19 protein-coding genes and 1 pseudogene are annotated in these 21,658 nt (G+C 41.0%); 11 read left to right on the forward strand and 9 right to left on the reverse strand.

The window, feature by feature from the left end; all coding sequences use genetic code 11:
- Window positions 1–563: 563 nt before the first annotated feature.
- From H6G28_RS26465 to H6G28_RS26475, 3 genes are read right to left on the reverse strand one after another with little or no spacing between them, the layout of a single operon-like run.
- Window positions 564–1,295: a cation diffusion facilitator family transporter gene (locus H6G28_RS26465; RefSeq protein WP_190675450.1), complete on the reverse strand. Its 732-nt coding sequence runs from the start codon at window positions 1,293–1,295 to the stop codon at window positions 564–566.
- Between the two features lie 39 nt (window positions 1,296–1,334).
- Entirely contained in the window at window positions 1,335–1,520 is a 186-nt protein-coding gene (locus tag H6G28_RS26470; RefSeq protein WP_190675452.1) for a hypothetical protein, read from the reverse strand.
- 54 nt (window positions 1,521–1,574) lie between these two features.
- Complete coding sequence (locus H6G28_RS26475; protein WP_190593050.1) at window positions 1,575–2,036, reverse strand: DUF3011 domain-containing protein; 462 nt, start codon at window positions 2,034–2,036, stop codon at window positions 1,575–1,577.
- A gap of 579 nt (window positions 2,037–2,615) precedes the next feature.
- Between H6G28_RS26475 and H6G28_RS26480 the strand changes: the two genes are divergently transcribed.
- The 4 genes from H6G28_RS26480 (at window position 2,616) to radC (ending at window position 7,526) form a co-directional block, all read left to right on the forward strand.
- A complete protein-coding gene (locus tag H6G28_RS26480) occupies window positions 2,616–3,983 on the forward strand; it encodes a cysteine desulfurase-like protein (RefSeq protein WP_190675454.1) in 1,368 nt (455 codons plus the stop codon).
- Window positions 3,984–4,029: 46 nt separating this feature from the next.
- A complete protein-coding gene (locus H6G28_RS26485; protein WP_190675456.1) occupies window positions 4,030–5,265 on the forward strand; it encodes an amidohydrolase/deacetylase family metallohydrolase in 1,236 nt (411 codons plus the stop codon).
- A 433-nt stretch (window positions 5,266–5,698) separates the two neighbouring features.
- Entirely contained in the window at window positions 5,699–6,319 is a 621-nt protein-coding gene (locus H6G28_RS26490) for a TMEM165/GDT1 family protein (RefSeq protein WP_190593105.1), read from the forward strand.
- 475 nt (window positions 6,320–6,794) lie between these two features.
- Window positions 6,795–7,526 (forward strand): RadC family protein, encoded by a 732-nt coding sequence (radC, locus tag H6G28_RS26495; RefSeq protein ID WP_062289059.1) that lies wholly within the window; start codon window positions 6,795–6,797, stop codon window positions 7,524–7,526.
- Window positions 7,527–7,725: 199 nt separating this feature from the next.
- Here the strand turns inward: radC and cysK are convergent, their stop codons facing one another.
- Both cysK and H6G28_RS26505 read right to left on the reverse strand, forming a co-directional pair.
- Entirely contained in the window at window positions 7,726–8,676 is a 951-nt protein-coding gene (gene cysK / locus H6G28_RS26500; protein ID WP_190593053.1) for a cysteine synthase A, read from the reverse strand.
- 78 nt (window positions 8,677–8,754) lie between these two features.
- Window positions 8,755–9,210: an RrF2 family transcriptional regulator gene (locus tag H6G28_RS26505; protein ID WP_190593054.1), complete on the reverse strand. Its 456-nt coding sequence runs from the start codon at window positions 9,208–9,210 to the stop codon at window positions 8,755–8,757.
- A 231-nt stretch (window positions 9,211–9,441) separates the two neighbouring features.
- Between H6G28_RS26505 and cysE the strand changes: the two genes are divergently transcribed.
- Entirely contained in the window at window positions 9,442–10,176 is a 735-nt protein-coding gene (gene cysE / locus H6G28_RS26510) for a serine O-acetyltransferase (RefSeq protein ID WP_190593055.1), read from the forward strand.
- A gap of 235 nt (window positions 10,177–10,411) precedes the next feature.
- Here the strand turns inward: cysE and H6G28_RS26515 are convergent, their stop codons facing one another.
- The gene (locus H6G28_RS26515; RefSeq protein ID WP_190593056.1) at window positions 10,412–11,419 is read right to left on the reverse strand and encodes a ferritin-like domain-containing protein; all 1,008 of its coding nucleotides are present in this window, start codon (window positions 11,417–11,419) and stop codon (window positions 10,412–10,414) included.
- A gap of 308 nt (window positions 11,420–11,727) precedes the next feature.
- On the opposite strand from H6G28_RS26515, the gene H6G28_RS26520 reads away from it, so the two are divergent.
- Entirely contained in the window at window positions 11,728–12,591 is an 864-nt protein-coding gene (locus H6G28_RS26520; protein ID WP_190675458.1) for a Tab2/Atab2 family RNA-binding protein, read from the forward strand.
- A gap of 237 nt (window positions 12,592–12,828) precedes the next feature.
- Here H6G28_RS26520 and H6G28_RS37480 read toward each other — a convergent pair whose 3' ends face one another.
- Window positions 12,829–12,957 (reverse strand): hypothetical protein, encoded by a 129-nt coding sequence (locus H6G28_RS37480; RefSeq protein ID WP_256364362.1) that lies wholly within the window; start codon window positions 12,955–12,957, stop codon window positions 12,829–12,831.
- On the opposite strand from H6G28_RS37480, the gene H6G28_RS26525 reads away from it, so the two are divergent.
- From H6G28_RS26525 to H6G28_RS26545, 5 genes and pseudogenes are all read left to right on the forward strand, one after another.
- The gene (locus H6G28_RS26525) at window positions 12,956–14,269 is read left to right on the forward strand and encodes a TldD/PmbA family protein (RefSeq protein WP_190593058.1); all 1,314 of its coding nucleotides are present in this window, start codon (window positions 12,956–12,958) and stop codon (window positions 14,267–14,269) included. The genes H6G28_RS37480 and H6G28_RS26525 overlap by 2 nt on opposite strands.
- A gap of 106 nt (window positions 14,270–14,375) precedes the next feature.
- Window positions 14,376–15,086, forward strand: coding sequence for a class I SAM-dependent methyltransferase (locus H6G28_RS26530; protein WP_190675460.1), 711 nt, complete (start codon window positions 14,376–14,378; stop codon window positions 15,084–15,086).
- A gap of 303 nt (window positions 15,087–15,389) precedes the next feature.
- Complete coding sequence (locus H6G28_RS26535; RefSeq protein WP_190675462.1) at window positions 15,390–16,229, forward strand: TIGR02452 family protein; 840 nt, start codon at window positions 15,390–15,392, stop codon at window positions 16,227–16,229.
- A 262-nt stretch (window positions 16,230–16,491) separates the two neighbouring features.
- Window positions 16,492–19,137, forward strand: coding sequence for a chloride channel protein (locus H6G28_RS26540; RefSeq protein WP_190675536.1), 2,646 nt, complete (start codon window positions 16,492–16,494; stop codon window positions 19,135–19,137).
- Window positions 19,134–19,472: pseudogene (locus H6G28_RS26545) on the forward strand (DUF4351 domain-containing protein); the annotation flags it as partial. The gene H6G28_RS26540 and the pseudogene H6G28_RS26545, both read left to right, overlap by 4 nt.
- Here the strand turns inward: H6G28_RS26545 and H6G28_RS26550 are convergent.
- Both H6G28_RS26550 and H6G28_RS26555 read right to left on the reverse strand, forming a co-directional pair.
- Window positions 19,458–19,616: a hypothetical protein gene (locus H6G28_RS26550; RefSeq protein WP_190593061.1), complete on the reverse strand. Its 159-nt coding sequence runs from the start codon at window positions 19,614–19,616 to the stop codon at window positions 19,458–19,460. The pseudogene H6G28_RS26545 and the gene H6G28_RS26550 overlap by 15 nt on opposite strands.
- Window positions 19,598–21,601: a WD40 repeat domain-containing serine/threonine-protein kinase gene (locus tag H6G28_RS26555; RefSeq protein WP_190675464.1), complete on the reverse strand. Its 2,004-nt coding sequence runs from the start codon at window positions 21,599–21,601 to the stop codon at window positions 19,598–19,600. Before H6G28_RS26555 ends, H6G28_RS26550 begins: the two co-directional genes overlap by 19 nt.
- Window positions 21,602–21,658 lie beyond the last annotated feature (57 nt).

Here is a 21,658-nt window from a genome sequence, read left to right on the forward strand (position 1 = left end):
GTGATCCAGTTGCAGAACTGCTCCCATACGTTGGCGCTTTTGCGCTGTTGTAAGGTTGCTGTCATGTCTTTATGATTGCTTTTGTTATGTATGTTTCAGGTGTTTTTACCTGTTGTTACATATCTTAAAGGTAAACATTGCGTTTTGTAAAGTAATCTGAGGAAAAATTTTTAACTTAGCCTGTAGAAAGCTCTGATACCTAGTTAAGAGAATAGTAGGTTGGGTGTAGCGATCGCGTAACCCAACAAAGTATGCGTGAATGTTGGGTTCCGTTCCTCCACCCAACCTACACCAGTCTAAGTTGTTGTCGTAACTGATACCAAATTAAAAAATGATTGCGGCAGATGGATGACTCAAAAGCTTACCGATCAACCCTTACCCAATCCAAAATCTAAAATCTAAAATCCAAAATGGTATGAACTGTATTGACTTATAAGACTTACGCAGTAAAACGAAAAATCAAGGGTATGGGGGTGTACTTATCCAAAACCCTTATACCCTCAAACCCTTTCACCCAGTCTCCACAGACAATCTTTGTGCGTAAGTTCTAACTTAATACAAATCTATCGAATCATCTCTTCGAGAGATGGAAATAAAATTTTCTCTGCTTGGGTGCGATCGCTACATTCTTCGGCTGGTAAACTGCACATACAAGCAGCATTAGTAATATCAGTAATTTGACCGCGCAAGCATTTTATACTTTGAATGACTAAATACGCTGCAAAAATAGCGATTAGCGCAGCTACTAATAAACTGATAACTCCATCCGCCCATGTCCAATTTAGCCAGATAACTGCGATCGCAGCTAACACCGCACCAACGGAACTAGCAACATCAGCCAGCAGATGCAGAAAGGCACCTCGAATATTCAAGTCTTGATGACTGCATCCATGTAGATACAAAGCATTAAAACTGTTAATCCCCAAGCCAATCAAGGCTGTAGTCAACATTGGTATACCGAGAATCTCCACATCTGGAGATTGCAATCTTTCCAAAGCCTCTTTAACAATCCAGCCAGCAATACAAGCTAAACTAATCCCGTTGACCAAGGCTGCCAAAATATCTAATCGGTAGCGTCCCAATACATTGTGCTTCGATATAGATTGAGATAGCCAGGAAGCTACTAGTGCTAAACCCAACGCTGCGACATCCGAGAGAATGTGTTCAGCATCTGCTAATAGAGACAGACTGTGGCTCCAAATTCCTGCACTCAATTCCACACAAAAAAATACACTGAGTAAAACTAAGGCAGTCCACAAAGCCTGAAATTTTTGCTTTACCTGGCTTGATTGCATCGAATCTGACCTGATATACGTACTGGAGTTTCTCTCCAATCATAAGCTATCAGTCAAATACTCCCCCACTAAAAGCACCATTACTGAGATACCTGAATACCTGTACATTCGCGCCTTCAATGTACCAGCCTCTAGATTAATGATTGAGTCAATCAGGTTTAATAGGGGGTAAAAATAAAAGCGATCGCCTAAATTGAGTGATGTATTTTCCACAGCGATCGCCATCTGCTAAAAGTAGTATTTTTCAGATAGTAGTGAATATTTTCTACTCACAGTTAACTATCTGTAATATCTATCATCTCTGTCATAACGGTCATTTCTGTCATATCTATTGTCTCTGTCATAACGGTCATTTCTGTCATATCTATCATCTCTGTCATACCTGCCATTTCGGTTATATCTATCGCCTCTGTCATACCTACCATTTCGGTTATATCTATCGTCTCTGTCATACCTACCATTTCTGCCATTACCTACTGCAAACTCAGCGCGGCAACCATTTCGTACCCAGATCCGATTTCCTCGGTAGCCCCAATTGTCTCGACAACTAGCGTTAGATAATTGTCTTATAAATCTCACTCTACCTCTACCGGGTACAGAACAAGTATTTCTCTGATTATCTCGGCTAGAACAAGTTATAACCTCTTGGGCTGAAGCCGGGGTGGCAGCGCCTAAAAGTGTACCGATGCTAATACTAGCAGCCATAAAAGTAGCTGCAATTATAGGAAAACGTATGACCATATCAACTATTAGACTGATTCAGTAATTTTCAACAGTAACTATAATAATTGTAGCGAAATAAATTAATAGGTAATTTTGCTATTAAAATTTCAGGCAAATGTACTTTTAACTTAGCAAGAGAGCGCATTCAGGATTTACAAATATGACTCTTGAAGCATCAATCAGGCTTTTCCGGGATATAAATTTTAATATTCTAGGAATAGTAGTTATTAAAATCTGACAACTACTATTCCTGTATTTTGTATTCTTACCAATAATTAAATATTATTAACTACATTTAAGCAGAAACACTTTTTACGGAATTAATAGTTATCTTGAACCTGAGAGCCGAGTATATTTTTTTGCTGAGGTATTCTAGCTGAATCAAAGTTAGGGGAAATATTATAGAAGGTATTTTAAAAAACTGCGGCGCGAACTAAATATAACAGGACTTACGCAAAATCATGAAAAAACGAACCGCAAAGAACGCATAGACGCGATAGCGGCTTCCCGCAGGGTAGGACACGAAGTTAAGAGGATTTGAGAGGGTTATTGCGTAAGTCCTATATAAGTAAAACATGATTAATTTAGGAGTCTGCTATGGAACCGCTTGACTTGAAATGGATACGTAGCCAGTTTCCCGCACTAACACAAAAAATCAATAATCAACCTGCGATTTTTTTCGATGGGCCAGGTGGAACGCAAGTACCGGGGGCGGTATTAGATGCAATGAATGACTATCTGGTGAGGTCAAATGCTAATGCTCATGGGTATTTTGCCACCAGTGCGCGTACAGATGCGACGATTAACTCGGCTCGTGCAGCGATCGCAGATTTTCTCGGATGTGATAGTGATGAGGTGGTATTTGGTGCAAATATGACCACTCTCACCTTTAGTTTGAGCCGGGCGATCGGTCGAGAATTGCAGCCAGGTGATGAAATTATTGTGACGCGGCTAGATCACTATGCCAATGTTTCTTCTTGGTATGCGTTGGAAGAAAAAGGTGTAATTATCCGCGTTGTCGATATTAATGTTGATGACTGCACCTTAGACATGAATGAACTAGAACGGCTGATTAACCCAAAAACAAAATTAGTCGCCGTCAGTTATGCTTCTAACGCGGTGGGTACGATTAATGATATTGCTGCGATCGCCAATTTAGCTCACAGTGTTGGTGCTTGGGTATTTGTCGATGCAGTCCACTATGCACCCCACGCACCAATTAATGTCCATAGTTTAGATTGCGACTTTTTAGCTTGTTCTGCTTATAAATTTTTTGGCCCCCATATTGGGATTTTGTACGGTAAACGAGAACATCTAGAACGCTTGCAACCCTATAAAGTTAAACCTGCACCCGACGAAGTTCCCTCACGCTGGGAAACAGGAACTTTGAATCATGAAGGTTTAGCTGGGGTAGTTGCAGCAATTAACTATTTAACTAAACTTGGTTGTCATGTTTCACCTGCAATTGATAACGAACTAGTTACAGCTTTAATTACAGCCGACAAAGAAGGGTTACAAACCTTTAGTTGTCCCCGCTTTCTCAAATCATCAGAACCAGCGAGTATTACATCGGCTTATCACAGTCGCCGTGCGGCTTTACTTACAGCCATGTCAGCTATCCAACAATACGAACGGGAACTAAGTCATAAATTAATTGCTGGACTCTTAGAAATTCCTGGGTTAAGCTGCTATGGAATAACTGACTCGACTCGTTTTGCTTGGCGGACACCAACAGTAGGCGTGAGACTAGCGAATAAAACCCCTGAAACTATCGCCAAAGCATTAGGCGATCGCGGTATTTTTACATGGCATGGTCATTTTTATGCGCTAGGTTTAATAGAGAGGTTAGGTGTAGAAAATAGTGGTGGTTTACTACGAATTGGATTAGCACACTACAACACCATTGAAGAAATTCATCAGTTGTTGTATGTGTTGCAAGAAATAGCAGAACTTCCTAATGATTAATTTCTTTTTTTCAAGATACGGGGTTATTTTAACCTCGTAAACTTTTATGGAAAATCACCTCAAATATTACGATTTGGTATTACTCAATGGCTGGGTGATTGACCCCAGTCAATCACTGAATGGTCGTTTTGATATTGCTATCTGTGATGGTAAAATTGCGGCAATTACCAAACAGTTAAAAACTTATAAATCCCAGCTAACATTTGCAGCAGGTAATTATTTAATTTGTCCTGGATTTATTGATTTACACGTTCATGTTTATGAATGGAAAACAACATTTGGAGTGCCAGCCGATGATGTAGGAATTAATGCTGGTGTAACCACAATTGTTGACCAAGGCAGTAGTAGTCCTTTTACATTTGCTGGCTTTAAATCAGATATTGGGGAGAAATCACAAACCGATGTCCGTAGTTTTTTATTAGTTAATCATGCCATAGCCCAAACGATTGGTGACACGGTTTCAGGGTTAGAAAGTCCCGAAAACATAGATATAGAAACCTTGATTAAGGTAGCGCAGGCAAATCCCCAAATTGTGCGGGGTTTTAAAGTCCACGCAGATTCCGGCTCAATATCACGTTGGGGAATGGACGTACTAAAATTAGCCAGAGAAGTAGGCGATCGCACTAATTTACCCTTATATGTTCACACAGGAGAATTGTTTCCAGTAGATGAAACTAATCGCCCAAACCCCGAAAAGGTAGTAGAAAATGCCCTGTCATACATGAAACCGGGAGATATTTTAGGTCACTGCTACAGTTGTCAACCAGATGGGTTGCTGGGAAAGCGCACTCAAGTTCCAGAATGGTTGTATGCAGCAATTGAGCGAGGCATCTTATTAGATTTAGGACATGGATTAAAATTTAGCTTTGAGACGGCAAAGCGGATGATGGCGCAAGGCGTATTTCCTTACACTATTAGCAGTGACGCTCACGGTAATTTCAAGAGCCTGCATGATGATTCAACGTTGAATTATAGTTTGTGTGGCGGAATTTCTAAATTAATGGCATTGGGATTAAATTTAACAGATGCGATCGCTGCTGTCACCATTAACCCAGCCCGTGTTTTAAAAGCTGATGCAGAAATTGGCACTTTAAAAGTTGGTTCGATTGCAGATATCACAATTCTCAAGTTAGTAGAAAGTGATTGTTTACTTTTTGATGCTTTAGCACAACCATTAAAAGCGAAACAAAGACTGATTCCCGTTGCAGTGCTGCGTTCCGGTAAGTTAATTCAACCTAATTGTCGCTTGTTACGAGATGTAGTAGGAATAGGTACTGGCTGAAATAGTAGCAGAAGGTCAATTTTCTGAGACATAAATGAATTGACCGAGCCAATTTTAGATTTTAGATTTTAGATTATTTCGGTTCATGCCCCGCCCCTTGTGGGTGGAACAAATCCAAAATCATCAATTTAAAATCCACAAGCTGCATCCCGGAATCGGTGCAGTCAATCCAAAATCGTAAATCCAAAATCCAAAATTGTTTGACTCTATTGGGAGAGAGATGTAATACTTAACTTAATCGAAGGGGAGTAGCTACTGGCATCAAGCCAGTTTATCTGAATCAACATACTGGTGATGAACCTGGTTCAGATATCAAATTTAAGTATTTGACAGCGAGACCTTCACTAAGTTCACAGACAAGATGTGAGCTTGGTGAGGTCTTTTGGCTCTCTTCAAGCTCACATCGCTAACAATGATTGAGGAGCTTGAAAGAGTGTTAACAGCTTTTACCGCAGGTTTATTATTAATTACCGTTTCTGAGCTTGGTGATAAAACTTTTTTTATCGCTGTGATTTTGTCAATGCACCATTCGCGGCGGTTGGTATTTGCTGGCGTGACAGCCGCCTTAGCAGCGATGACTATCCTATCGGTAGTTTTTGGACAAGCTGCATCATTGCTGCCAAAAGTTTACATTCATTACGCTGAAATTGCTTTGTTTATTGCCTTCGGTATTAAGTTGTTGTACGACGCAAGTAAAATGACTGCTGCTAGTTGTGATACAGATGTAGTCGAAGAAGCAGAAGCCGCAGTTAAAAAAGCAGATGCACAGTTACCCAAACGCAAAACACCTTGGGCAATTGTCACCGAAGCCTTTTTACTAACATTTATGGCAGAGTGGGGCGATCGCACACAAATTGCTACTATTGCTTTAGCTGCTGGTAATAACCCAATTGGGGTAACAGTTGGAGCAGTTTTAGGACATAGTATTTGTGCTGCGATCGCAGTTCTTGGTGGTAAACTCATTGCCGGACGCATTTCTGAACGCCAACTTACCTTTATTGGTGGATGCTTATTTCTGATTTTTGGTGTAGTTGCGGCTGTAGAAGGAGCGTAAGGGGAAATAGGGGAATTGTGAGTAGGGAGTCGGGAATAGGAGAAAGACGGAGTTATAACATTTTGGATTTTAGATGTTGGATTGGGAAATTGCTTACTGGTGAGCTTTTCAGTAACCCATTTGTCGCAATCATTTTTCAAATTGGTATTACTTAAAAGTGCCTGTGTCATACCATTTCACTTTAAACATGATACAGATATGCAACCAGCGCCTCGACTTCGCTCGGCGATCGCAAAGCAAGCAGAGGCTCAGAGAAGGTGATTTGTATCAGTAATTGCGTGAATTGGTATCAGCGCACACCCAGCACCGATGAAACAAACATCTTCTTCTCCATTCCCCACTCTCCACTCCCTACTCCCTACCCTCTAGCCTCTCTTGAAAAATTAAAGATTTTCCCAACTTAAGATAATTTAGAGCGCAAACAAGGGATAAATAAAAATAGTTCCATCTCGGTAACTATTTTCTGAATGCTTCTATGACCTATTGCCTAAGAATTGCTGATATCCCGACAAATGAACGTCCGCGTGAGCGTTTGATGACTTATGGCCCGAAAATTTTAGGAACGGCGGAATTAATTGCAATTCTTTTAGGTACTGGTCAAGGGCCGGGAAAACTTTCAGCAGTGGGTTTAGGACAATATCTTTTGCAAGAATTAGGCAAACATCAACGTGACCCATTAGCAGTTTTAAGAGAAGTCACACCAGCAGAACTTATGCAAGTTCCTGGTATTGGCCCAGCAAAAGCCACAACTATTTTAGCGGCGGTGGAATTAGGCAAACGTGCATTTCAATCACGTCCTCAAGATGGTGTACCAATTGATAGTCCAATGGCAGCTGCGGCTGCACTCAGTCAAGATTTGATGTGGCAAGCGCAAGAACATTTTGCTGTATTGTTATTAGATGTTAAAAACCGTTTATTAGGTACACAAGTTATTAGCATTGGTACGGCGACCGAAACTTTAGCTTCGCCACGGGAAATTTTTCGGGAAGTCATTCGTCAAGGTGCAACACGCGCTATAGTTGCCCACAACCATCCTTCTGGGAATGTTGAACCTAGCCAAGAAGATATAGAATTAACACGCCAATTATTAGCCGGAGCGCAATTATTAGGTATTCCGTTGCTAGATCATTTAATTTTAGGTAATGGAAATCACCAAAGTTTACGGGAAATTACAACTTTGTGGAATGATTATCCTCAAGGTGATTGATAGAAGTCTGAAGTCTATTGATGTGATGATAATTGGTTACGGAACCGTCTTGATGATCAGTCTTTGACCAGACATAGTATCAGGACTGACGCACCAAGATCGGGTGTAAGGGTGTGTAGCGTAATACATACACCCTGTATCTCTACACCCTCACCAAAACCCTTGATTTTGCGTTTTTATGCGTAAGTCCTAATATATATCACCATTCACTATCATCCGGTTGTTTGAATAGGGGAGTGCTGAGGTAACGTTCGCCAAAGCTAGGTTGTACCATAACAATCAAGCGTCCGGCGTTTTCTGGTCGTTTTGCCACTTCCAGCGCAGCATATAAAGCAGCGCCAGAAGAAATCCCAGAGAGTAACCCTTCTTCTTTGGCTAAACGTCGGCTATAGGCCATCGCTTGATCATCGGTGACTTGAATAACTTCATCTACCAGTTCTAGACGGAAAATTGCTGGGATAAAACCAGGGCCGATACCTTGAATTTTATGTGGCCCTGGTTTTCCGCCGATGAGTACGGGACTGTTGCTGGGTTCAACTGCGATCGCCTGAAAAGAGGGCTTGCGTTGTTTAATCACTTCTGCAACGCCAGTAATTGTCCCACCAGTACCGACTCCCGCCACTAAAATATCTACTTTCCCCTCGGTATCCGCCCAAATTTCTTCGGCTGTGGTTTCGGCATGAATTTTGGGGTTGGCTGGGTTGCGGAATTGCTGCAACATATAAGCATCAGAGGTTTGAGCCACAATTTCTTCAGCCCGTGCGATCGCGCCGCGCATTCCTTCCACGCCAGCCGTTAACTCTAGTTGAGCGCCATAAGCCCGCAGCATTGCCCTTCGTTCTTGGCTCATCGTGTCGGGCATCGTTAAAATAAGATGGTATCCCTTAGCCGCCGCCACCATTGCTAAAGCAATGCCCGTATTTCCAGAGGTAGGCTCAACTAAGGTCGTCTTACCAGGGTGAATTAAGCCTGCTGCTTCTGCTTCTGTTATCATACTGATGCCAATTCGGTCTTTCACAGAAGAAGCCGGATTCATACTCTCTAGCTTCACTAAAATCTCTGCAACCGCCCCTTCAGCCTGGGGAATCTTATTCAACCTCACTAAAGGTGTTCGTCCAATTAATTCGGTAATATCTTTTGCTATTCGCATCAGAGGACTCCTAGGTGTTGATATTATCTTGCTAAAAGCTGGATAGTTAATAATTTCAGACTTCAGATTTCAAACTTTCTAGATGTAATACATCGGACTCTGCTGTAAACGAGCTTCTCTTTCTTGACACAAGTCTTGGAGAGTGTAGCGATTCAACACTTCCATCGAGGCCACATTGGCTTGTTCCCAAATTTCGTGAACTAAGCGCCTTTCTAATGTGGGAGCCTCAGATTGTTCTTTCTCTTTGCGTTCGCCTTCTACTAAAGTGACAATCTCCAACACCGTAATTTGCCAAGGTTCACGAACCAAGAGGAAACCACCTTTTGAGCCGCGTTGACTTTGAACTACACCTGCACGCCGCAAATTGGTCAGAATTTGCTCTAAATATCGCTCAGGTATAGGTTGCTTAGAGGTGATTTCGCCCATAGTCAGAGGTACTTTTTTTTCGTGGTGGCTGGCCAGTTCTAAAAGTGCTAAGAGTGCGTATTCAACTTTAGAAGACAGATCCAGGAGAGCGTAATTTTGGCTATTCAAGATTTGTACTCAATCAAAATACTACGGTTTATCGACTGCTTTTTCGCATTTTATGCGAAATTAATTTTGTCTTGCTGTCGAATGTGTTAGCATCCGACTTATCAAGAACTAATAACTATAAGCCTATCGTTTTACCGTAGATTATCCTACAAAATCCTCCAAATGAGTTCATCTTTCACAGGAATTATTTTGGTTTCGTGATTTCCCACTCAAAACAACCACAACAAAGTTATGTTACTAACTGACTTGCAAACAATTTATGAGCGCGACCCCGCAGCCCGTAACTGGCTGGAGATTTTATTCTGCTATCCTGGATTCCAAGCCTTGATTTTGCATCGTTTAGCACATTGGTTGTATAAAAAAAACGTTCCTTTCTTTCCCCGGTTTGTATCCCATCTCAGCCGATTTTTTACAGGCGTAGAAATTCATCCAGGGGCAGTGATTGGTAAAGGAGTATTTATCGACCACGGTATGGGTGTAGTAATTGGTGAAACAGCAATTATCGGTGATTATGCTTTAATTTATCAAGGTGTTACCCTGGGTGGGACTGGTAAAGAAAGCGGTAAACGCCACCCGACATTAGGTAGTCATGTAGTGGTGGGGGCTGGCGCAAAAGTTTTAGGCAATATTACTATAGGCGATCGCGTCCGTATCGGAGCCGGTTCTGTAGTTTTACGTGATGTGCCGAGTAATACTACTGTTGTGGGTGTCCCCGGAAGAGTGACTCGTCAAAATAACATCAATGTTGATCTGTTAGCTCATAATAAAATTCGAGATGTAGAAGCAGAAGCGATTCGGGCGCTATTTGAACGTGTCAAAAATCTCGAAAAACAGCTAGAAGAATTAGAAACTCAGTCACCATTAGAATTACCAACTGCGGTACATAGCGAACTCGAAATACTCTACAACAGTAAAGTCAATAGCAATGCTGTGATTGAAGACTTTCTTGATGGTGCAGGAATTTAGTTATATCAGGTGATATGGGAATATGGTTTGATTCCTGAATCTAGCTGTGTAGTCAGGGAGTAGGAAAGAAGCCTGCTCTGGGTGTACTGATTTTTTTCCCAAATCAAATATGAATCCTACAGGTGATAGGTGATAGGTTACAGAGTTAAGTCTCAAAAAATCAGGATGGGTTTTATCACCCATCCAATGAAAATCATGCCTTAATTGTGCGTTACCAGATTTTGATGTCTCAATGTTAATAAATTAGAAAATCTGGGCCATAATTACCACTACCATCAGGTAAAGGAATTTGCATAAGTTGAATAGCAGGTGTTTTCAAACTAAACATCAATCCAATTGCACTACCCAGCTTATCTTGATTGCCAGTAGTCCAAGCTAGTTCGAGTTCATCTAAAACTGCTTTAAAAGCACTATTAAATTGATTTAACAATGCGCTGACTTCTGGGGATGGATTTTGCCAACCACCTTCAGGAACTTGTGCCATTGGGTATGTATCAGGGAAGGGTATAACTGCACCAGAATACCGCCAAACACCATCAACTTGCTCTAATTTCCGACCATGAGAAATCTCATCAAATTTGTAATAATGGGCAAGTTCACCACCAAATCCTTCTGCATCTGGGGATAGGGCAGTTCCTTCTCCTTGTACCTTAATTTCTGTAATCGCTTTTTCGACATCAGCTAGTGTATTGATAGCATATAACTGATGTCCACCGACTGAACCATCAGTTAGTTGATTAGCACCAGACATTGCTGGTTTGAGTTCTTGAAAAGCCACTAGAATGGCATCATAAAAAGCGCCAATTGTAGGATAAGTTTCACCACCAAAAAAAGCAATCGGCCCACTTTCAGGATATTCGATTTGCTTACAAACTTCGTCTAAATAAGTTTTACTTAAACCTGCTAAATATACCGTTAACTGAGGTCTGACTCCTCCTGGTAAATTACCGGGATAGCTTGGTAAAACACTATTAATTTTTGGTGTACCACCGATAGTTGTCAGCATATTAGCAACTAATCCCATGTGCAGCATTTCTTCCATCAGCACAGTACGAATTAACTTAGCAGCAGTTTCTTGATCATCTTTAATTGACCACCACGCGCAAAGATATGGCGGTAAAGTTGCTAACTCTAGTTCTATTGCTGCATTTAAACTATCTTTAAGCCAGTCAATATCTCTATTTGCACTTTCCGTTCTTAATAGTTCACTAATTGCAGTGTTCTTAGTTGTGGTGAAACTCATAGATGTACCTTGACTATTTTTGTAGGAATCAGTCAATACACGGAAATGACCGTATATTTCCGGTACAAGATAGCTTTAGCTTGATAATTCAGCCTTCCGTGATATTACTGATAAAATGACGAATTATAGTCAAGATTTATTGACGGATAATTTTCTAAAATGTTAAGTTATCACAATTTTTCCGAGCGATCGCTTTAACTTCATCTTGTTAGCTCAACTGATCAGACCACAATACTCCTTACTGCCCTAAGCCTCGTATGATCAAGATATAAGCAAAATATAAACTCGCCAGATTTTGACGGCATAACATGGGCAGTATTTGGGAACTCGATTTTTACTCTCGTCCAATTTTGGATGAAAATCAAAAAAAAGTTTGGGAAGTTGTCATCTGTGAAAGTCCCTTGGATATTCGGACGCAAACAGATTCGTTATTTCGCTACGCTCAATATTGTCCTAGCACCCAAGTCAATTCGGGCTGGTTGCGGACAGCATTGCAGGAAGCAATTGACAAAGCCGGAGAAGCACCTATAAAAGTCCGCTTTTTCCGCCGCCAAATGAACAATATGATTACGAAAGCTTGCCAAGATTTGGGTATTCCAGCCCAACCCAGTCGGCGCACTTTGTTGCTGAACCAATGGCTACAACAGCGAATGGCAGAAGTTTACCCACAAGAACCGGGTTATCAAGGCGGAACTAACCCTTCTGTGCGTTTAGACAGCCCTTTACCGCAGCGTTTACCTGATGCTTTAGAAGGACAGCAATGGGTGTTTGTCAGCTTATCGGCGGCGGAATTAGCAGAAATGCCAGAATGGGATGTTGGTTTTGGTGAAGCTTTCCCCCTAGAAATGGCGCAATTACCCCCAGAAACGCGCATTCCGGGAGTTTTAATTTTCTCACCCAGGGCTTTACCTTTAGCTGGCTGGATGTCTGGTTTAGAGTTGGCGTTTTTAAGAGTTGATGATAGTGCTGGTACAAGGTTGATTTTAGAAACTGGTGCTACGGAAAGTTGGATTTTGGCAAATATCAAAAATCCCAAAATCTTAGCAGAAACCCAAGGTTTTGCCGAAGCGAAACAAAAAGCCAATGGAGTGCATTTTATTGGTATACAGTCAAGTCCTCAAGCAGAATCTTTTGCTGGGTTTTGGCTGTTACAAGAGATGAATTTGCTGTGAATGAGGGAATGGGGAGTGGTGAGTGGGGAGTAGGGAATCCAAGATAAAACGGCATATAGGGAAAAATCCCTACCTTTTTCTGTTCCTTCTTCCCCTACTCCCTACTCCCTACTCCCTACTCCCTACTCCCTACTCCCTACTCCCTAGCCTCTAAGTACAAACTGATACATACCGATGATTTTTTGGGGAATTCTCTGCATTGATGGCACGCTGATAGATGCCCATGATTTGGGATAATTATCTGCGTCCATCTCCGTTGTCAAAAGCAAATTGCTGATTTGCGCGGATATGCACCAATGATTTGGGATAATTATCTGCGTTTGCTTGCAGTTCAAAATCCGAAATCCACAATTCACCAAGGGTCATGGGTTCTGAAAATTTCTCACACGATACACTAGCAGAACAGCTGCTGGAACTAGCCATCAAATCGGGAGCGGAAGCAGCTGAGGTGTATCAGTCGCACTCGCTTTCTCGTCCGGTGTTTTTTGAGGCTAACCGACTCAAACAGCTAGAAACCAGCCAATCTGAAGGTACAACGCTGCGGTTATGGCGCAATGGTCGCCCTGGACTGACGGTAGCTTATGGTGATGTGTCACCACAGGCTATGGTGGAACGGGCTTTGGCTTTGAGTGAACTAAATCAACCGGAAACAATCGAGTTAGTGACTAACTCAAAGCCCGCTTACCCAGATGTGGGGAAAAGTGTACCGATAGAAGTTTTAGTCAACTGGGGCAAAGAAGCGATCGCCATTATTCGCAATACTTACCCAGATGTACTATGTAATAGTGACTGGGAATGTGATGTGGAAACTACTAGACTTGTGAATAGTCAAGGTCTAGATTGTCACTACACCGATACTACCCTCAGCTGTTATATGTCAGCCGAATGGGTGCGGGGTGATGATTTTTTAAGTGTTTCCGATGGTCAAACTCAACGCAATACCCTAGACCCAGAAAAGTTAGCTTATCAAATTTTACAGAGGCTAGTCTGGGCGCAAGAAAATGTTGCACCGCCTAATGGTCGTGTGCCGGTTTTATTTACTTCTAAAGCGGCTGATATGCTGTGGGGAACTGCCCAAGCTGCTTTAAACGGGAAACGTGTCTTAGAAGCGGCTTCCCCTTGGGCGGAACGCATGGGTAAACAAGTTGTTGCACCTAGTTTGACACTTTATCAAGACCCGGAAGCAGGCCCTTACAGTTGCCCTTTTGATGATGAAGGCACACCGACAAAGGCTTTAGTGTTTGTCAAAGATGGTATATTACAGCATTTTTATGGCGATCGCACCACAGGCCGTCAACTCGGTAGCGGTTCCACTGGTAATGGTTTTCGTCCCGGTTTGGGTAGCTATCCTTCCCCTGGGTTGTTTAATTTCTTGATTCAACCTGGTACAACTCCACTACGAGATTTAATTCGCAAATTAGATAATGGTCTAATTGTTGATCAAATGTTAGGCGGTAGTGGGGGAATTTCAGGAGACTTTTCCATCAATATTGATTTGGGCTACCGTGTACAGAACGGTCAAGTTACTGGCCGTGTGAAAGACACAATGGTTGCGGGTAATGTTTACACAGCCCTCAAACAAGTCGTAGAATTAGGTAATGATGCGGATTGGAATGGTTCTTGTTATACCCCATCTTTAATAGTCGAAGGACTATCTACTACCAGTAGAAATTATTAAGTGTAGCCGAAGGCAGTCCCGATGAAACAAGTTTCATCGCCAAGCATGAAAGTGGGACTAGCATTTTTACTCAGCACTCAGCACTTTGCTATAAACAGCGAACATTATGAACTTTGCCACTAGCATAAATGATGCTCTCCAACTGGATAGAATTGTATTTCTAGGTCGTACTTTATCGGAGTATGTGAAATTTTTTGACCTAGATTTATCGCAGTGGCAAACAGCAAAAATTTTAGATTGTCCTGCGGGTGCAGCTTCCTTTGTAGCGGAACTGCATCAAATGGGTATTGATGCTGTTGCTTGTGACATTGTGTTCAATTTCGATGCAACAACTTTGCAAGCCAAAGGACAAGCCGATTTAGCTCATGTTATGGAAAGATTGACTGATGTCACCCATAACTATAATTGGGATTTTTATCAAAATATTGCCAAATTAACTGAATATCGCCAGATAGCATTAGAAAAATTTTTGGCAGATTATCCCAATGGTTGCCAAGCAGGACGCTACATTCAGACTGTATTACCAAAATTGCCTTTTAGCGATCGCAGCTTTGATTTGGTATTAAGTGCTAATTTGTTGTTTCTCTACAGTGACTGCTTGGATTATGCTTTTCACTGGCAAACAATTTTAGAACTTTATCGAGTTTGTTCTCAAGAAGTCAGAATTTATCCGTTGCAGGGTAAAGATGCTCAAACATATCCTTTGTTAAATAATTTACTCCAAGATTTAAATCAAGCGGGAATTTCCGCAGAAGTTGTCAATGTACCTTGGGAATTTCTCAAAGGTAGCAATCAGATGTTGCGTTTGTGGCGGTGATGAATCAGGGCTTAACCACCAAATCATCTGTGATACTAGTACAGGTCGGCGTAAATAAACAGACCACACTTCGACCACACGGTATTTGAGCGAAGCCGAAACTCAGTGACCATAAGAAACTGCTAAAAGGCTTGTGGTATCGTTATTATTTCTTTTTCCTTTTGCCTTGTTGTACTAGTAAATTTCCCCTCTCAAATGGAAAAAATTTTGTAGTATGGGCTGACCTTATTGTATTATTGATGTAATACAAAGCAACAGCCTTTCTAAAAATCATATCCGCTAGAAGTGGAAAAAATAACACCAATGAGACGAATTACCATTGCCAAAAGCACCTTAGAAATTCTGGAAATTGGTAGCTACATTAGTCCTAATGGCCATCAAGTTCACATTCATCAAGAATTACAGTCTTGTTTAGATTCGACAAAATGCTACAGCCCTGAAAATCTATGCAAAATTGAATCTGAAGTGTTCAAAAGCCTTCCTCCTTTTTCAGACACTGAATTTGAAGTGAGAAATGAGACAACGCTAATGGGATCTGAACGCATAGCCAAAAGTGGAAAATTGCCACAAATTGGCGTTTTAAATTTTGCTTCAGCAAAAAATCCAGGTGGTGGATTTCTCAAAGGCGCACAAGCCCAAGAAGAAAGTTTAGCCAGAAGTTCTGCGCTTTACAAAAGCCTGTTGAAATGCCGTGAATATTATGATTTTCATCGTTCTGAACGGTCACTTTTATACTCAAATTGGATGATTTATTCTCCGAGTTGTCCAGTTTTCAAAAACGATGATGGAGAGCTATTAGAACAGCCATATTTTGTCAACTTTATCACCAGTCCAGCGCCAAATGCTGGCATGATTCAAAAAAATCAGCAGCACCTGAGTGTACAAATACCAGAAGTTCTGATGAGTCGTGCATTAAAAGTTTTGAGTTTAGCCGCCGAACACGGTTGTGATACGTTAATTTTAGGTGCTTGGGGATGTGGAGTCTTTAAAAATGACCCAGCGATAGTTGCTCAAATTTTTGCAGATATCTTATTACCAGGAGGACAATTTTGGGGCAGATTTCAAAGAGTAATTTTTTCTGTGCTTGACAACAGTAAACAGCAACAAACTTTTGCAGAGTTTGACAAGCGATTTAATCGCTAATTTGCATAAATATTGCATGAACTTTGTTCAAAAATATTGTTCCTGATAGTTGCTAATTCATGACCCTTTAATGATATGTATTTTATCTACAAACTGCTAATTTTAAGTTAAGTAGACGCATTTTTCTATGATGTCAATATCGATGGAGTTGTGAAATAAATTAAACACTTACTATAAAAATAACCATACCTTTAGTCTCCTGTTCCTCTTTTCAAGGTATAACTATTAACAGGAATCAGAAATCAATTATTAAATTTATATGATGTTGCTTCCTGCTCTGAATCAACGCTTGCGTAGTTGGTGGCAGCCAAGAAAAGGTTTAGCGATCGCTGAAGCTTCTGTTATTGGGATTGTAGCAGCTTTATCTGCGGTATTCTTAAAATTCGGAGCAGGAGTATTGGGTGCATGGCGGGTGCATACTTCCCATGTTTTCCCTGCATGGATAGCTTTACCAATAGTCGGTTTAGTGTTTGGCTACATGGCTGGCTGGTTAGTACAGAGGTTAGCACCAGAAGCCTCTGGTAGTGGTATTCCGCAAGTCAAAGCTAACTTAGCCAATGTACCCATCAAATTATCTTGGCGGGTAGCGGCTGTGAAGTTACTCAGTGCCATGATTGTGATTGGTTCGGGGTTAACATTAGGTAGACAAGGCCCGACTGTGCAAGTTGGTGCAAGTTTAGCGGCGGGGATGAGTCGCTTTGTTCCCACGTCCCCAGATCATCGGCGACAGATGATTGCTGCGGGTGCAGGTGCAGGTTTAGCAGCTGCTTTTAACGCCCCCTTAGCAGGTGTCATATTTATTATTGAAGAATTACTGCAAGATTTATCTGGCATAACTTTAGGAACCGCCATTATTGCTTCATTTATCGGCGGTGTTGTCTCACGATTATTGGGTGGTCGCAGTTTGCAATTAAATCTGCAAATGATCCAATCATCAAGTCAGTTTTCTCTGCCAGAAATTCCGTTTTTTTTAATCTTGGGTATTGTCGCTGGCTTATTAGGAGCGTTATTTAATTACGGTTTAATTTTTAGTATCAAATCTTATCAAAGATTACATATTAGTTTGCCGCTCAAAGTTGCCTTGGCGGGATTTGTTTCGGGAATTATCGTCGCTATGCTGCCCGAATATTTTCGGAATAATACTGGCTTACGGGAATATATAATTACTAGCAGTTCTAGTGGTTCTGTTGCTGCGATCGCGTTTATTGCTCAGTTTGTCCTCACTTTAATTGCCTTTGGTTCTGGTGCGCCGGGAGGATTATTTGCACCTAGTTTAATTTTAGGTTCTTGTTTAGGGCATGTTGTTGGTGTTTGGGAAGGCCATTTATTAGGAGTAGGTTCGCTACCTACTTATGCTTTGGCGGGAATGGGGGGATTTTTTAGCGCCGTTTCTAAGGTTCCCATCACCGCAATTGTGATTGTCTTTGAAATGACTACAGATTTTAACTTGGTTTTACCTTTAATGATTGTGGCTGTAGTCGCATACTTAGTAGCAGATAAAGTTATGCCCGGTTCACTTTATGATCGACTGTTGCTATTAAAAGGTATTAACCTGAGTAAAGTCGCGCCCACAGAAGCTATTTTAACTACATTAACAGCTAAAGATGTCATGCAAAAACAAGTGGAAACGCTGGATGCAGACATAACTTTAGAAGAAACAAAACAAGCCTTTTCTAGTTCCCATCACCGGGGTTTTCCGGTAGTCCAAAATAGTAAATTAGTTGGTATTGTTACCCAATCAGATTTAACAAACTTGGCTAATCGCAACTTGCCAAACAATACCTTATTAAAAGAAATTATGACCAATGCGCCGATAACGGTCACACCTATACATAACTTGAGTAATGTATTGTATTTACTTGACCGTTACCAAATTAGTCGTTTACCTGTAGTAGATAAGCGAAGATTAATAGGAATTATTACCCGCGCTGATATTATTCGTGCTGAAGCTGACCATCTCAACGGTAAAAACATTACCCCAGCACCGCAGGCAGATCCATCTTATGTAGTTTACCAGACGCGATCGCCGAGTATTGGCAGAGGTAGATTATTAGTCCCCATTGCTAATCCTGATACTGTACCAATTCTGTTAAAAATGGCCACCGCTATTGCTCGTGAGCGCCACTATGAAATAGAGTGCGTCCAAATAATGTTAGTATCGCGCCACAGTTCCCCAGCCGAAACACCAGTCAGAACTGCCAAAAGTCGGCGTTTACTGCGACAAGCTGAAGTTTTAGCGAAAAAATGGCACATTCCCTTACATACACAAATTCGTGTCGCCCATGATGCTTCTCAAGCCATCTTAGAAACTATCCAAGAACGCCAAATAGACATGATTTTAATGGGTTGGAAAGGCAACACTTCCACCCCAGGGCGCATTTTTGGTGACATTGTTGATACCATCATTCGTCAAGCCACCTGTGATGTAGTACTAGTAAAACTGGGTAATTATCAACAGTCAACTGTCAATAGTAAATTGTCAACAATTTCTCCCACTCTCCAATTCAACCGTTGGTTAATTCCAATGGCTGGAGGCCCTAATTCTAAATTTGCGCTGAAACTAATCCCGGCATTGGTAACATTAGGAAATGAACCAGAAATTCACTTAACACAAGTATTCAAGCCATCAGAATCAAAACCAGATATCCAAATTTTAGACAAAGCCATTCATCAATTGATGCGTCATCGTCACTTATCTAGCACTGCATTTGTCGCTACACCAGTACAGGCTGATTCCGTGGCTGAAGGTGTAATTCATTTAGTAGAACAAGAAGGGTTTGATGTTGTAGTTTTGGGTGCTACCCGCGAAGGCTTACTACAACAAGCAATTCAAGGTAATATTCCAGAAGCGATCGCCTCCAGTGTAGAGAGTACTGTCATTTTAGTACGCGGTGCAATTAATACTTAAATCTAAAATTGCTTTATAACTTGCAACAAAACTTGCGAATCAATCAAAATACAGAAGTAGACGATCGGGAGTTAGTGATGAGATTAGCACCACTGTATCAACAAGACAGAGAACAAGCTCGACAAGAAGGTTTACAACAAGGTTTAGAGCAAGGTTTACAACAAGGAGAACAACAACTAATTCTGCGCCAGTTAAATCGAAGATTGGGAGCAATAGATTCATCTCTCATCGAGCAAGTTGAGAGATTATCTATTGAACAGTTAGAATCTCTAGGAGAAGCATTGTTAGATTTTGCCACAGTTGGCGAGTTAGAAGCTTGGTTAAGTCAAAAATAGGTAAATATTGAGAATTATTTGATATGCGATCGCTATCCTCAAACTATCGATAAAATCTGTGCGATCGCCAAAAAATAAATTTATATTTGATGTTTGCTGTGTTCTAGACGCGAAATCTCGCGTCTCTAGGGTGATATCGGCCAAATTTTGATAATATTGTCTGCACTACCACCACTAGCGATCGCTTTACCATCTGCACTAATCGCCACAGAATATATATAACCAGAATCCCGTTTTAAAGTGCGAATTTCTGCACCATTCGCCGGATTCCACAATTTAATTGTATTATCACTACTACCACTGGCAAGTATAGTAGCGTTGCCAGTCTTGCCATAAGCCACAGAATTGACTTTATCAGCATGTTGTTTGAGGGTGCGAATTGTCTCGCCTGTGGCAATATTCCAAATTTTAACTGTTTTATCTTTACTACCACTAGCCAAAGTTTTACCATCAGGGCTGAAGGCTAAAGACAGAATTAATTGTGTATGTCCTTCCAGAGTGCGAATTTGTTTACCTGTTGCCACATTCCAAAGTTTAATAGTTTTATCCCAACTACCACTAGCTAAAGTTTTGCCATTGGGACTAAAGGCGATGCTTGCAACAGCTTGGTTGTGTCCTGAAAGAGTGCGAATTAACTTACCTGTTGTAACATCCCATAATTTGATAGTCTGATCTAAGCTACCACTGGCTAAGGTTTTACCATTGGGACTAAAAGCAACAGCCGTTACGCCGTCAGTATGTCCTGTGAGGGTGCGAATTTCTTCGGCTGTAGCCAGATTCCAGAGTTTAATAGTTTTATCTGCACTACCACTAGCGAGAATTTTACCATCAGGATGAAAAGCGATCGCCCAAATCCATTTCAAATGTCCTTTGAGGGTATTGATTTCCGTTCCTGTTGCTAAATTCCACAGTTTGATTGTTTGATCATCACTACCACTTGCGAAAATTCTTCTATTAGGCGCAAAAGCTACCGCATTCACATCACTCGCGTGTCCTCGAAAAGTTTTGGGTTGGTCTAGATTTTCAGAAACGGCTGTAGTATTCAACTGAGGGAAAGATTGAAAGTACCAAATTCCGCCTAATCCCAACAGAATCACGAAAATATTAACAAGCAGTAATTTTTGCAAGTTGTCATTGAGTTTGAACGTCAATAACTGCTTGCTTCTGGGAACAGGGAGTAAAGTTGGCGCAGTTGCAAATAAGTTAGTTGATGTTGAAGATTGGGTTTTCAAGTCTTGCAAAACTTGATCTGCTGTTTGATAGCGTTGTCCCATATCTGTAGTCAGCAGTTTATCCAGAACTTTCCCTAACTTGGCATCTATAGTTATCTTAGTTGTATTTGCGTTTGGTAGATATTGCCGCCAAGATTTCACCCAGCTATAGCCTTGTTCCATCCATAATTTTGAGGGTACATTTCCTGTCAGTAAATAAAAGCAAGTTACCCCTAAACTATACAAATCACTGGCTGGATAAGCTTGACCATATTGCATTTGTTCTATGGGAGTATAACCATGTGAACCAATGATTGTGCCTAATTTAGTATGTACTGTGGCGGTTAATTGCTTGGATGCACCAAAATCAATTAATACTAATTTGTCATCACTGCGACGACGAATAATATTTTGTGGTTTAATATCTCGATGAATTACACCGCGATCGTGAATAAATTTCAATACAGGTAGTAAATCACACAAAACTTGCCGCACTTGAATTTCGGTATAAGTCACCCCTTGAGATAATTCCTGCATTAAATTCTGTCCATCGATAAACTGTTGGACTAAAAATAAATAATTATCTTGTTCAAAATAAGCTAATAAAGCAGGTATTTGCGGGTGTTCTCCCAAATGCTGTAATCTTTGTGCTTCTTCTTGAAATAATGCAATTGCTTTTTTGAGTGCGGTAGCTTCCTGAACTTTCGGTGCTAATTGTTTAACTACACACCATTCATTCAGTTTATCCACATCTTCCGCAAGATAGGTTCTGCCAAATCCACCTTCATCTGATATTACTTGAATGACACGATAATGCCCTCGCAATAATCTAACTAATGGAGTATTGCAACTTTGACAATATTGATTTTCATCGGGATTTAGAGGATGAGAACAATCGGGATTCAAGCAGCAGACCATACTGGGAATCCATTTTCTGTTTTATCTTATGTTAGTTGATGACGTATAATTTTGCTA

The sequence above is a fragment of the Nostoc sp. FACHB-190 genome (assembly GCF_014696905.1).
In the GTDB taxonomy this organism is placed as follows: Bacteria; Cyanobacteriota; Cyanobacteriia; order Cyanobacteriales; family Nostocaceae; genus Nostoc_B.

Bases quoted from the DNA above. Each gene is read 5' to 3' on its own strand.
- H6G28_RS26465 (WP_190675450.1), bottom strand. From the start codon at position 1,295: ATGCAATCAAGCCAGGTAAAGCAAAAATTTCAGGCTTTGTGGACTGCC.
- H6G28_RS26470 (WP_190675452.1), bottom strand. From the start codon at position 1,520: ATGGCGATCGCTGTGGAAAATACATCACTCAATTTAGGCGATCGCTTT.
- H6G28_RS26475 (WP_190593050.1), bottom strand. From the start codon at position 2,036: ATGGTCATACGTTTTCCTATAATTGCAGCTACTTTTATGGCTGCTAGT.
- H6G28_RS26480 (WP_190675454.1), top strand. From the start codon at position 2,616: ATGGAACCGCTTGACTTGAAATGGATACGTAGCCAGTTTCCCGCACTA.
- H6G28_RS26485 (WP_190675456.1), top strand. From the start codon at position 4,030: ATGGAAAATCACCTCAAATATTACGATTTGGTATTACTCAATGGCTGG.
- radC (WP_062289059.1), top strand. From the start codon at position 6,795: ATGACCTATTGCCTAAGAATTGCTGATATCCCGACAAATGAACGTCCG.
- cysK (WP_190593053.1), bottom strand. From the start codon at position 8,676: ATGCGAATAGCAAAAGATATTACCGAATTAATTGGACGAACACCTTTA.
- cysE (WP_190593055.1), top strand. From the start codon at position 9,442: ATGTTACTAACTGACTTGCAAACAATTTATGAGCGCGACCCCGCAGCC.
- H6G28_RS26515 (WP_190593056.1), bottom strand. From the start codon at position 11,419: ATGAGTTTCACCACAACTAAGAACACTGCAATTAGTGAACTATTAAGA.
- H6G28_RS26520 (WP_190675458.1), top strand. From the start codon at position 11,728: ATGGGCAGTATTTGGGAACTCGATTTTTACTCTCGTCCAATTTTGGAT.
- H6G28_RS26525 (WP_190593058.1), top strand. From the start codon at position 12,956: ATGGGTTCTGAAAATTTCTCACACGATACACTAGCAGAACAGCTGCTG.
- H6G28_RS37480 (WP_256364362.1), bottom strand. From the start codon at position 12,957: ATGACCCTTGGTGAATTGTGGATTTCGGATTTTGAACTGCAAGCAAAC.
- H6G28_RS26530 (WP_190675460.1), top strand. From the start codon at position 14,376: ATGAACTTTGCCACTAGCATAAATGATGCTCTCCAACTGGATAGAATT.
- H6G28_RS26535 (WP_190675462.1), top strand. From the start codon at position 15,390: ATGAGACGAATTACCATTGCCAAAAGCACCTTAGAAATTCTGGAAATT.
- H6G28_RS26540 (WP_190675536.1), top strand. From the start codon at position 16,492: ATGTTGCTTCCTGCTCTGAATCAACGCTTGCGTAGTTGGTGGCAGCCA.
- H6G28_RS26555 (WP_190675464.1), bottom strand. From the start codon at position 21,601: ATGGTCTGCTGCTTGAATCCCGATTGTTCTCATCCTCTAAATCCCGAT.